A 12,265-nucleotide genomic window follows, 5' to 3' on the forward strand; every position below is an offset into this window, starting at 1 on the left:
TCCCTTTTTTTGCTATTTTTGTACAGCTTCGTTCCGTTTTTGAAATATGTAGATTCTTAAATGATCGAACACCAACAAACAATTATAACGCAAAACAAATATTAACTGTCTTTAGACCAGTAAAAAACAATTCGAATGAAAAAGTTATCAATTTTCGCATCACTGTTCATGTTGTTAGCCATTTTTACAGCTTCAACTGCCAGTGCATGTACCAATTACCTAGTTACAAGAGGTGCAAGTGCTGATGGTTCTAACATGATTACCTATGCTGCTGACTCACACGTTTTATATGGTGAGCTTTACTTCCGTCCTGCTGCTGATTGGGCAGAAGGCACTATGATTGACGTTTACGAGTGGGACACTGGAAAATACTTAGGTCAAATTCCTCAGGTTCCTCATACATATTCTGTCGTTGGAAACATGAATGAATTCCAGTTAGCTATTGGCGAAACCACTTGGGGTGGCGTTGATCAGTTGGGTTCACAAGAAGGTGGTCTAATCGATTACGGTAGTCTTATTTATTTAGCTCTTCAGCGTTCTAAAAATGCTCGTGAGGCTGTAAAAGTAATGACTGAATTAGTTGAAACTTACGGATACTATAGTTCAGGTGAGTCTTTCTCAATCTCTGATGCTAACGAAATTTGGATTCTTGAATTGATTGGAAAAGGTAATGGCGAAAAAGGTGCTGTATGGGCGGCTCGTATGATTCCTAACGGTTATGTTAGTGGACACGCGAATCACGCACGTATCACAACTTTCCCATTGGAAGGAAAAACATCGATTTCTTCTGATAAGATTGACAAAATTTTTAATCCTGAAGTAACGACTGTTTACGCTAAGGATGTGATTTCTTTCGCTAAAGAAAAAGGTCTTTACCCTAAAGATGGTAAGAACAAAAACTTCAGCTTCTCGGATTCGTATGGTCCTGTTGATTTCGGTGGTGCTCGTTACTGCGAAATGCGTGTTTGGACTTTCTTCAACCGTGTAAACAAGGATATGGCTAAGCACTTCGATTACGCAAAAGGTAATGTGAAGCTTGACAAAAAAGGATATGCAAGCAACCGTATGCCTCTTTGGATTAAGCCAGATCATAAAATTGAACTTTCGGAAGTTAAAGATGCAATGAGAGATCACCTTGAAGGCACTGAACTTGATATGTCGAAAGATATGGGTGCAGGTCCTTATGGTAACCCTTACCGTTGGAGACCATTAACTTGGAAAGTTGACGGTGTAACTTATTGCAACGAGCGTGCTACTGCAACTCAGCAAACAGGTTTCTCTTTTGTAGCTCAGTCTCGTAACTGGTTACCTGATGCTGTAGGTGGAATCAACTGGTTTGGTGTTGATGATGCTGCTTCTACAGTATATTTCCCTATGTATTGCGGATCGACTCGTGTTCCTAAAACATTTGCTGTTGGTAATGGTAAAATGATGGATTTCACTAGCAAGTCTGCATTCTGGGTATTCAACCAGGTAACTAACTTTGCTTATACTCGTTACTCAGAAATTCACCCTGAGATTAGAAAGAAGCAAGTTGAGCTTGAAGCTAAATACCAGAAATTCACTAAGATTATCGATATGGCTGCAGAAGGCATGTTTAAAGCTGACGAGGCTGCTGCAATCGAATTCTTGACTGACTTCTCTTGTAACCAAGGTGACAACCTTACAAACGAGTGGAGAGACTTCTACGGTTACCTATTTGCTAAGTTTATGGATGGTAACATCAAAACTAAGGATGGTAACAAGCAGAATCCTACAATGAAACAACCAGGTTATAGCGATAAGTGGAAAAAAGCTGTTGTGAAAGACACTGGTGACCAACTAAAAGTAAAAGGTGCTTCTCATTAATCGAGAATTCAACCATTAGAATATAAAAAAGGAGGCTTCGGCTTCCTTTTTTTTTGTCCCTATCCTACTTCAATAAATAAGGATACCAGAAATTCAATAAGATTATCGATATGGCTGCTGAAGGCATGTTTAAAGCTGACGAGGCTGCTGCAATCGAGTTCATAACTCATGACATTTTCTTATAACCAGGGTGACAACCTTACAAACGAATGGAGACTTCTACGCTTACCTATTTGCTAAGTTTATGGATGGTAACATCAAAACTAAGGATGGTGACAAGCAGAACCCTACAATGAAGCAACCAGGTTATAGCGATAAGTGGAAAAAAGCTGTTGTGAAAGACACTGGTGACCAACTTAAAGTAAAAGGTGCTTCTCATTAATCGAGAATTCAACCATTAGAATATAAAAAGGAAGCTTCGGCTTCCTTTTTTTTTGCTCAATCTGTCATGCTCTGACTATAAGCAAGCTGAAAATGTCTGGGTATGACTAAATGGTATTCCCGGAGATTACGCGGATAAGCGCAGATGAGGAATCTGGATCACAAAAAAGTGAACCACTTAGGCCTGCCAGATAACAAAGTCCCAAAGGGGCGTCATAAATAAGCAAAGGGCGAATCCCTTTATATATGGAAATTGTATTTTTTCAAGCCCTGAAAGGGTGAAATAATTTTCTGTATTCAAAATGAGGCAAATTCAGGGAAGGAGAAAAATATGGAGAAATAATGCATAGGTGCTAGTATAAGAAAAGCGAACCACCTTAGGCAAGCCAGATAACAAAGCCCCCAAGGGCTGAAATTGAATAACTACCTGCGAAGCGAGTGGTTAATATCGAGTCGCATAATTCTGCCTAAGGCAGAGATAATTAATTCACCCCTTACAGGGATGATGACTAACACTATTACTACCGCACTTTTCAAGTGCGGTTATTCAAATTTAACCACTTCATGGTATACAATAGTTACTCACTGTATTCGACATAGAGCCAATATATTGAGATATCATTGGGTGAACCAGTCTTTGCAATTAGACTTACATCAATATGAATCTAGCCTAATGATGAGACCAGGGGGTTTCGACTTGCATAATTTTACCATTCTCATCACGAATCTGGGGGACAGAACAATGGATGTAGCAAGTCATTTGAAAGAGGTTTTTATAACGAAAACTACGATCTATAAAACCACAGATCTCAATTTCTGATCCATCTTCATTAATGAATGCATTCTTTTTGGTATAGCTGGTCGTGATATGGAGAGATTTAGAATCTTCACCTAAGAATTTAATATCCATGACCTCCCAATTAATAGGTAGGTCTAAAGCCAAGCGGATTAGTTCAATACTCTTCATACTAAATAGAATTTAAAATGAAATGTCAATGGATACTTACTCACAAAGATATAAAACAAAACAGACCCATCAGAACGACGGGCCTGTTCTTTCTATTTACCTAAAAAAAACAAAGCTATACTCATAAATATCGCCTGATAGCTCTTGTTTTTATTTGTGATTCAGATGTCTAGAAAGCGTATTTTACATGTAAGAGTAATCTCGTACTACTAACAAGGTCAGTATCAGCAACAGTTCCATCTATTTGAGTCGTACCATAGGCAGCTCCAGTGTAGATGATTTCACCACCAAATTTCATTTTTCCAGATAGAAATTCTATTCTAGGTGCAATCTGGTACAGGTAATCGATATTCGATCCACGACTATACAAGCCGACCAAGCTATCATCCGAACCTGTAGCCAAATCATCTTCGGCACCTAAGTTCTTAGAATAACCAAGGTTTAAACCATAACGTATATTTCCTGTTGTTGTAAACAAATCAGAGGTCAAGTTCATCGTAGAAATATTGGTGTATTCGTAATCGCCATTGGCTTTCACATTTTTCACACCGTAGCCACCAATCATCACAAAGTTATACATGTTCTGACCGTAGATTCCTTGCAGGTTCCACTTCAACTTCTTACCAGTAACACCTAACCAGGTATTGAAATAGTAACTCCCTAATTTCTCCTCTGTTTTAACGCCATTCATATTAACTGTAAGTGGCATAATTGATTTATAACCTGCAGTAAATCCAGCTTCTACCCCTTTGCTTAAATTAGTCTTTACTTGTGCCGTAAATTCAGGAATGCTAGATTGTTGAGCATATTTGGCATTGGCACCATCAGGTCCCGTACTTTTGAAATCCATTTCTGATAAGGCTGCAAAACTCAAAGTCGTATTTCCATTCAGCTTACGAGTATAACGCAACTGTGGCGCACGGTTCAATAATCCGAAAGGAAGACCTGCTCCCCAGTGTAGAACACGTGGAAAAGCCGAAGGCACAAACATAGGGTGCCAGAATTTACCAGCAATCAGTTGATCTTTTTCCCAATCCAATTTAATAAAGGCATGACGAAGACGGAACAAACCGGTTTTATCATTTGATGTTCCAACAAAATCCCCTTCAATTACTGCAGATCCTTGTGCTCCAAAAGCTTCGAACCCAGAAACAGTAGCTCGCAAACGAGATTGTACTGTTGTCATGAAAAACTCTGAGCGATCGTTCAAATCATTGCCTTCTGAATCAAAGGATTTATTGGCAGGATACAAAAGGATAGCACCATCACGAGAGTTGACTGTTTTGCGTGTATCGAAATAGCTTTCTGCTGCAACGAAACCACTTAGCTTAACTTTTACTTTATTTTCCTGTGCTTTGGCTGAAATTCCTGTTAGAATCAATGCCATCATGCATATAAGATATCTATTCTTCATTATTTATGGGTTTTATAGATGTTTAGGTTTAATTATTTCACACTTACTTTTGCTTCTTTCAATACAGATTTCATTTTCTGTTTAGCCGCATATAAAAAGATCGAGAGGGTTGCTATACTAGTTATAATACCCGCTGAGTAAGCAATAGTTTGTGATAAGTGGAAACCTTCTGGTGCAATAAGAATGTAAGTGGTAACAACAGCAGTCATAAACGTAGCAGGAATAGTTGCGAACCAATGGCTACGAAATTTAGTCACCATATACATAGCAGCAGTCCACAATACGATAGTGGCAAGAGTTTGATTAGCCCATCCAAAATATCTCCAGATAATGGCGAAGTTGACTTGAGTTAATAAAAACCCGATTACAAATAAAGGAAGAGTAATAGCCAATCGCTGAATCAATTTCTTTTGTGAATATCCAAAAGCGTCTGCAATAGTTAAACGAGCAGAACGGAAAGCTGTATCACCAGATGTAATTGGAGCTGCAACAACACCAAAGATTGCTAACACACCACCAACTTTACCCAATAGACTACCGCAGATTTCATTCACAACCCATGCGGCATTGTGTCCAGATTGTCCCATGGTTTCGCCTAATTCACGAACACCACCAAAGAAAGTCATGGCAGCAGCTGCCCAAATCATAGCTACAATACCTTCTGAAATCATAGTACCGTAAAAAATCTTTCTCCCCTGCTTCTCATTGGTCATACAACGAGCCATTAGCGGCGATTGAGTAGCGTGAAAACCAGATATGGCACCACAAGCAATCGTAATAAATAGCATAGGGAAGACAACAAACTTAGAAGGGTTAGCATGCATATTAGAGAAGTTGGTTGCTGTTAATTCAGGAATGCTATGATCTCCTAAGATTAACGCACCAGCAATACCGAAAGCCATAACCAAAAGAGAAATACCAAAAATTGGGTATATCTTACCAATCAACTTATCAATTGGAATCATGGTAGCTAATAGATAGTATAAGAAAATACCACCAATTAATATAGAAACATTCACACCTGTTAATCCGGTTAGAATGGCAGCAGGCCCTTTTATAAATACAACGCCTACAAGTACTAATAGAATAACAGAGAATACACGCATGAATTTCTTGAAGCCTGTACCTAAATATTTTCCAACAACCTCAGGAATACTAGCTCCACCATGTCGTACAGAAAGCATTCCAGAAAAGTAATCGTGAACGCCACCGGCAAATATACAACCAACAACAATCCATATAAAAGCAATTGGCCCCCAAAGAGCACCCGCAATAGCACCAAAAATTGGTCCTAAACCGGCAATATTCAAGAATTGAATCAGGAAGATCTTTCTCCAGTTCATAGGAACGAAATCGACTCCATCTTCTTTTGCAATAGCTGGAGTAACTCGATCAGGATCGACTCCGAATTGTTTTTCAACAAATTTTCCGTAGATCAAATACCCTAGAATAAGGGCAACGATACTTAAAATGAAAGTTATCATACTCGTGTTGTTTAGTTTGTAAATAGCTCTTTATAAAGTGAATCGAATCACTACAAACAAAACAAGCCGATTTGGCGAGAGTATAAAAGGTGGAAAAAACCTATTTATAAGACAAAATACACCCAATTCGACATGGGTATATTTACCCATGTTTTTGACGCATAAATCATTAAATAGCTAACTAAGGGGATGTTACGCGTCTTATTTTGAATTCATCTACACAGCAGAAAACGTTTGCGTAGACTAAAAAACCTTAAAATATGTGAAAAATCACAGCTTTCTCAGAGGGAATAAATTCTAATCTGAATTATTGAAGAATCACACCTCAATAATCTTATTTTTCACGGCATACATCACCAAGGAAGTTGAATTAGGACATCCTGTTTTACTCAAAAGGTTAGAACGGTGACGATCAACCGTGCGATGACTAATAAAAAGTTTCTCGGCAATATCTGTATTACAAAAGCCTTCGCAAATCAATTTCAAAACTTCCAGCTCACGTTGAGTTAGTTTAACCACCTCTGTCTGAAATTGCTTTTGTTTCTTTTTATCCAGAATACCAACCAATAATTCTTGAGAGAAATAAGTGCCACCGTTGATCACAGCCTGCAAAGCAGCATTCAATTCTTCAACACCAGAGTTCTTCAAAAGAAAGCCCTGAACACCAGCATCAACCATCTGGTCGTAATACTCCTCTTCTCCATGCATAGAGAGGACAATAATTTTAAGCTTGGGATAAAGCTTAAATGCTTCACAGGTTGCTTCCAGTCCATTCATCTCGGGCATATTAATATCCATTAAGACAATATCAATAATCTCATTGGCTGCCAAATCAAGAAATTCCAAGCCATTGGAAGCCTCCCCCACAACTTTCATCTCGGGAATATCATTAAGCAGAAAACGTAATCCACTGCGGAACATTTTATGATCGTCAACTATGGCTAGCCTGTACTCTTTCATTTTCTTCTATTTAGGGTATTTCTATACAATCTATAAATTTTCTTTAGGTTCCAACTTGACTGAAATAACGGCCATCATGCCACCATTCACAAGGTTACTCTTCATTTTATGAATCCCATTTAAAGAGCGAACACGACTCAATATATTATAGAGTCCCATCCCATTGGCCTTGTCTGATTCCAGTTTTCTAATGTCAAAACCAATACCGTCATCTATATAAATCAACTTGAGCTCATCTTCTTCACGTGAGATATTAATTTCAATATTCTCGGCCTTAGCATGCTTTATCGTATTATGGATCAACTCTGTCACCACTCTGTAAATCACCACTTCAACCTGTTCATTAAGTCGCTCATTCAGATTTTCAGCATGGAAACTAATATTAATTCGCTCCGAAACCTGTAATTTTTGGGTAAAGGAGTTTATGGCTTTCTCAAGTCCGAAATCACTTAAAATGTGAGGACTAAGGTTATTTGAAATCTCCTTTATACTGACCAATGCTTCATTAACGGCCTCGCGCGACACCTTAATAATACTCTCCTTCTTCTCCTTCTCATCAGTCTGCTTAAGGGCCGAAAGATAAAGATTTATACTGGAAAGCAAAGGTCCAATTGAATCGTGCAGGTCCTTGGCAAAGCGCTTGCGTTCGGTTTCCTCGGTTTCTATAACAGCATTCAAGATTTTACGTTCCGTTTCCTGTCGCTTGCTAATGTCTCTCACTACGGCCAATATCAATTGATCTCCCTCCAAGTCGATAAGACTTAAATTTATCTCAACAGGAAAAGTGGAACCATCAGACCGTTTTTGAATGGATTCCATACTCAGTGAACTTTTCTGCGGGCTCAGCATATTCCAATACGCCTCAAGGTTTGAACTTGTATATTTACAATCAAGATCAGCAAAATTCATTTGCATCAAGTCATTATGAGAATAGTCAAGACTCTGACAAGCCGATGAATTGGCATCAATAATTTTCCTACTAAAATCATGAATCAAAATCTCATCAGCAGCCTGTTCAATCAGCGATCTCCAACGTTTTTCTGAAGCCCTAATCTGTTTCTCATCTTCCTGTATTTGTTCTTCGGCTAATTTTCGTTGCGTGATATCAGTCAATGTACCTACCATATTTATGGGCGCGTTATCATCATCCCTATCCAGAATCTTACCTTTCCCCTTATACCACTTCCACTCCTGATTTGCATTACAGAGGCGAAACACAACTTCAAAAGTTTCCGTATTCCCCTTAAAATAATCTAATCGCTTGCCTTCTACTTTAGCCTGATCATCGGGGTGAATATGAGCATATACAAATTCCAATGTATTTTTAACCCGATCGGGATCGTATCCCAAATTCAACCATATTTGTTTACTAAAAGTCAGTCGCTCCGAAATAAAATTGTGTTCCCATACCCCATCCGAATTTGAATCCAACATCCTCAGTAAACGGGTTCTATTCACTTTTAAGTCCTTATTAATAGCAAGTAATCTGTTTTCGTTCCGTTTTCGTATGTGTCGGGCATAAAAAATAATTAAGACAATTAGAAGCAGAAAAACGAATGTCAGCAGCAGATAGGTTTTATTTTTTTCAAAGAAAGTCAGTGGTAAGTTAATAATACGACTCCCATCTGGCAATTGATCGGCTTTAATACCAAATCGCTGCATCTGATTGTAATCGAAAATCAGACTATTGTAGCCTGTGGTTACATGAGGAATATGATTAATATCTTCACCATTAATCACCCTTAAAGCAATTTGAGCTGAGAGCTTACCTTGGTCGAAACCACTTGTTAGCATGCCGCCCACAATCCCCTCGTCCAAATAAAATACCCAGGAACTATAAATGGGCAGTTGAGTAGCCTCCCGAATAATTTCAATATTCTCCTGATATGAAATATAATTACCCTCCTTATCTTTACTAAAATTTAGAAGAAGAATAATATTTGATTCATCCAATTCTTCTACCTTATTTAAAAGCTCGTCAATAGATAGATTCTCCAGAAAAATCAGATTAATATCCGTTTTAATATCGGGCCAAAAAGACTTGATGTGATTCCTATTGATAATAGCAGAGGTTGTTTGATTGTCGTTAATCACCACCAGATTCTTTGCTTTGGGGTGCAAACGGAGCGCTTCCTGTATGGTTCTTTTAAAATCGATAAACTCAGTAACACCTGTCACATTGCTCATACCCTCAATCAAACTATCTTCGAATTGATCGATTGAAGCAAAAACTACGGGTATATTTTTAAAATAGATATTCTGATACCTTCGTGCAAATTCAAGGGCATTATTATCCGATGCAATAATCACCTCAAAAGGGATGTTATGATGTTTTAGTTCATAAAATTTGGCAAACTCCTCTAAATAGGCCGGATCAGAATTTCGTTTGGAGTCCATATATTCAAATTGCACCTCCAAATTATCGTACTGATTAAAGATGGATTGCATACCGCGGGTAATATTATCCGTCCAGTTTAAACCCTGATGATAGGAATGCAGGACCAGAACTTTCTTCTTTCTTGCACCTACCGGATTCACAAGAAGAAACAAACACAAGAGTAATAAAAGGTGATGTTGAAATTTCATAGGACAGCTGCCTTTAGTCATGATTAATTGTTATAAAATATATAAACACAACAATTTTCGACTTGCGTAATTTACGAAAGCCCCTAATTAAAAGCAAATAACACATAGCTAAGCTCCAGTCAGGAGCTAATCAAAGAGATTCTTTTAATTAGAAACTTTCTATTCTACACTCACATTCTTACTTTACCTTCTAATAATATTTTGTTTATAATTTTGGTTTAATAAATTTGATAAGCTGTCTACTGAGGATCTGTTTCTTAATGAGATCATTTTGCAAAAGACAAAAGCCATTTAAGCTTTAAATTTCAGAACAAGTGACACGATAACAACAACTTACAAGAGACAACATATAAGTGATGTAAATCGCATGGCGACTTACACACTTGTTAGGCAACATTATTAAAAAAATGAAAATGAAATTCAATCGTTACAAATTGATAAGCTTAGTTTGCTTAGTCATGTTTTTTATTTCATGTCAGCCGAAAGAAAAAAAATATTGCTATTTCCAGGATTATAGATCATTTGTGCATAAACAATCCTATGTTTCAATAGAAAAACATAAGGCTTCCAAACTTAATGATATGTATATGAATCTTGGAGAGAGTAGTTTTATCGATTTTGCAAATGAATGTGGAAAAATTGGAACTAGTAGTATTAGGGCTAAAAAAATGGGAGAAATCATTCGCTATTATCCAGAATTGGGTATCGCAAAAGTTTTGTTTCGATTTTCAAATGAGGAATTGAATGCACCTGCGAGAATGGATGTTAGAAAAAGAAAATACTATGTTCCTATCATGCTGCTTCATGATACAGTACCAAAAGTAGATACGGTGAAATATATACCAGATGCTTATGATTGGTAAAGTAACGATTGCCTAACAAAAGCTAAATTTCATGGGCGCTGATGAGCAGTTCGAAAGTTTAGTACAATTAATAAACACCAGCAAGCCAATTAAATGGGTTTGCTAAAATATAAACAATTTCACTCGGCTTGCTTCTTTGGCGCATTGATAAGACAACTGTAAACTATCTCCCTGTGCATACATCTAAAGAAACAGCAGTACACATTATTTTCCTTATTAGATTTAAAAACATCCAAATAGAAGTAATGTGATAATAATTTATAAAATTAAAAATAGAAAAAGTGAAAGTAATAGGAACAACTGAAATTTCATTTGAGATTGAAAACATTCTAAATAATGCAGAAAGATATTTAGTAATAGTTACACCATACATAAAACTTAATCAACGGCTTAAAGTGCGATTATCAGATGCATTTAAAATAGTTAATTATGTTTATATCTTACATCGCTTCAATGAACTTAAAAGGGAAGAGTTGGAATGGTTAAAATCATTTGACAACGTAAATATATATCCAATAAAGAATCTACATTCAAAGATTTATGCAAGTGAGAATTTTGCTCTAATTGCATCAATGAACCTTTATGAATACTCACAAATAAACAATCACGAAATAGGTGTAAAAATTGAAGCAAATAGTGACAACGATGAGTATGTCGATACGCTGAAAGAAATAAGACTCATCTTAGAATCAGACCATTCAGACAAAAACCTTAACTTCACTAAAATCATCGAAAACATCGAGGACTATTCAATGGGACAATTATTTGTTGATTTATGTCAGAAATACAAATTTAAGTCAAATAAAAGCTGGCAACAGAGTGAGTATGAATACATATCTGGGAAAGCAAGAGAAATCGTTGATTTTGACAATTCTGAATTATACCAAGATAAAAGTGCAGTGTTAAGAGTTACTGATTTAGGAAAAGAGCGTTTCTCTACTCTAAAGAAAGAACTAGTTAAATATGCAGATTAAAAATTGGAAAGACTACCCACAACAATCTGGCATATATCATGGGGCGTTTAAGCTCTCACACCTGCTTTAGTAGTTCCTAGCAGCACGCCAAATCGTAGATTTGACAGTGCCGAGAGAAAGTTCACAGTAAAATCTACGATGTGGCTCAGCAATGGTTATGAAGATAAGTGATTTTCTAAGCCCCACGATACATACAGTTCACCATTCTACACAATTTGACCGAAGCAATAAACTAATTAATAAACTTCAAACTTTAAATAAAGTCTACTAAAGGCGACTTTAGTAGACTTTAGTAGACTTTAGTAATATTATTCCTTTATAATTTGAGTGTCAATCCAAGACCACCTGTTGCGCCTTGAGTGCTTCCTCCGCCAAGTTCCAAATAAACGCCCCATTTATCATTCCAAAACCATCTTCCACCAACATGAAGAGCTATATCAAAAGCACTATCTTTATCACCACTTCCGTTGTAAATTGCATAACCAGCACCAGCACCACCATAAACATCCCAAGCCTCATCTTTTAAGTCAAGTAAATTATCTAAATAGTAATTTGCTTTTACATTCAATGTTAACCAGTCAAGGTCAAAATTAGTCGATGCACCAGGGGCAATTGTAATATATTCATGTACTGGGATTTCGTAATTAGCACCTATCAGTCCAAAATTTAATTCACTTCTAGCTTGACCAAATACAGTAGCAGCAAAGCATGTTAAAATTAACGTACAGAATAAAGTTGTTTTTTTCATAATATCAGATTTTAATTACTTTATAAATATAAAGAGTTGG

Annotated in this window: 10 protein-coding genes; 4 read left to right on the plus strand and 6 right to left on the minus strand. The window is 36.9% G+C overall.

What is annotated here, in order from left to right; genetic code table 11:
* Window positions 1-135: 135 nt before the first annotated feature.
* Both ACXR6G_RS01130 and ACXR6G_RS01135 read left to right on the plus strand, forming a co-directional pair.
* On the plus strand, window positions 136-1,848 hold the full coding sequence (locus tag ACXR6G_RS01130) for a dipeptidase (RefSeq protein ID WP_458359557.1): 1,713 nt from the start codon (window positions 136-138) through the stop codon (window positions 1,846-1,848).
* A gap of 190 nt (window positions 1,849-2,038) precedes the next feature.
* Window positions 2,039-2,230, plus strand: coding sequence for a hypothetical protein (locus tag ACXR6G_RS01135; protein WP_458359558.1), 192 nt, complete (start codon window positions 2,039-2,041; stop codon window positions 2,228-2,230).
* A 669-nt stretch (window positions 2,231-2,899) separates the two neighbouring features.
* Here the strand turns inward: ACXR6G_RS01135 and ACXR6G_RS01140 are convergent.
* The 5 genes from ACXR6G_RS01140 to ACXR6G_RS01160 all read right to left on the minus strand — a co-directional run bounded on the left by ACXR6G_RS01140 (window position 2,900) and on the right by ACXR6G_RS01160 (window position 9,661).
* Window positions 2,900-3,196 (minus strand): hypothetical protein, encoded by a 297-nt coding sequence (locus ACXR6G_RS01140; protein WP_458359559.1) that lies wholly within the window; start codon window positions 3,194-3,196, stop codon window positions 2,900-2,902.
* A gap of 169 nt (window positions 3,197-3,365) precedes the next feature.
* On the minus strand, window positions 3,366-4,610 hold the full coding sequence (locus tag ACXR6G_RS01145; protein WP_458359560.1) for a hypothetical protein: 1,245 nt from the start codon (window positions 4,608-4,610) through the stop codon (window positions 3,366-3,368).
* Between the two features lie 32 nt (window positions 4,611-4,642).
* On the minus strand, window positions 4,643-6,094 hold the full coding sequence (locus ACXR6G_RS01150; RefSeq protein WP_458359561.1) for a carbon starvation CstA family protein: 1,452 nt from the start codon (window positions 6,092-6,094) through the stop codon (window positions 4,643-4,645).
* A gap of 318 nt (window positions 6,095-6,412) precedes the next feature.
* The gene (locus ACXR6G_RS01155) at window positions 6,413-7,054 is read right to left on the minus strand and encodes a response regulator (RefSeq protein WP_458359562.1); all 642 of its coding nucleotides are present in this window, start codon (window positions 7,052-7,054) and stop codon (window positions 6,413-6,415) included.
* A gap of 30 nt (window positions 7,055-7,084) precedes the next feature.
* Window positions 7,085-9,661 carry a sensor histidine kinase gene (locus tag ACXR6G_RS01160; protein ID WP_458359563.1) on the minus strand — a complete coding sequence of 859 codons (2,577 nt, stop codon included), beginning with the start codon at window positions 9,659-9,661 and terminating at the stop codon, window positions 7,085-7,087.
* Window positions 9,662-10,053: 392 nt separating this feature from the next.
* Here ACXR6G_RS01160 and ACXR6G_RS01165 point away from each other — a divergent pair, with 392 nt between their 5' ends.
* Both ACXR6G_RS01165 and ACXR6G_RS01170 read left to right on the plus strand, forming a co-directional pair.
* Entirely contained in the window at window positions 10,054-10,503 is a 450-nt protein-coding gene (locus ACXR6G_RS01165) for a hypothetical protein (protein ID WP_458359564.1), read from the plus strand.
* A 281-nt stretch (window positions 10,504-10,784) separates the two neighbouring features.
* On the plus strand, window positions 10,785-11,477 hold the full coding sequence (locus ACXR6G_RS01170; RefSeq protein ID WP_458359565.1) for a phospholipase D family protein: 693 nt from the start codon (window positions 10,785-10,787) through the stop codon (window positions 11,475-11,477).
* A 316-nt stretch (window positions 11,478-11,793) separates the two neighbouring features.
* On the opposite strand, the gene ACXR6G_RS01175 is transcribed toward ACXR6G_RS01170, so the two are convergent.
* Window positions 11,794-12,225 carry a hypothetical protein gene (locus ACXR6G_RS01175; RefSeq protein WP_458359566.1) on the minus strand — a complete coding sequence of 144 codons (432 nt, stop codon included), beginning with the start codon at window positions 12,223-12,225 and terminating at the stop codon, window positions 11,794-11,796.
* Window positions 12,226-12,265: the final 40 nt, after the last annotated feature.

The organism is Ancylomarina sp. YFZ004, assembly GCF_054254355.1.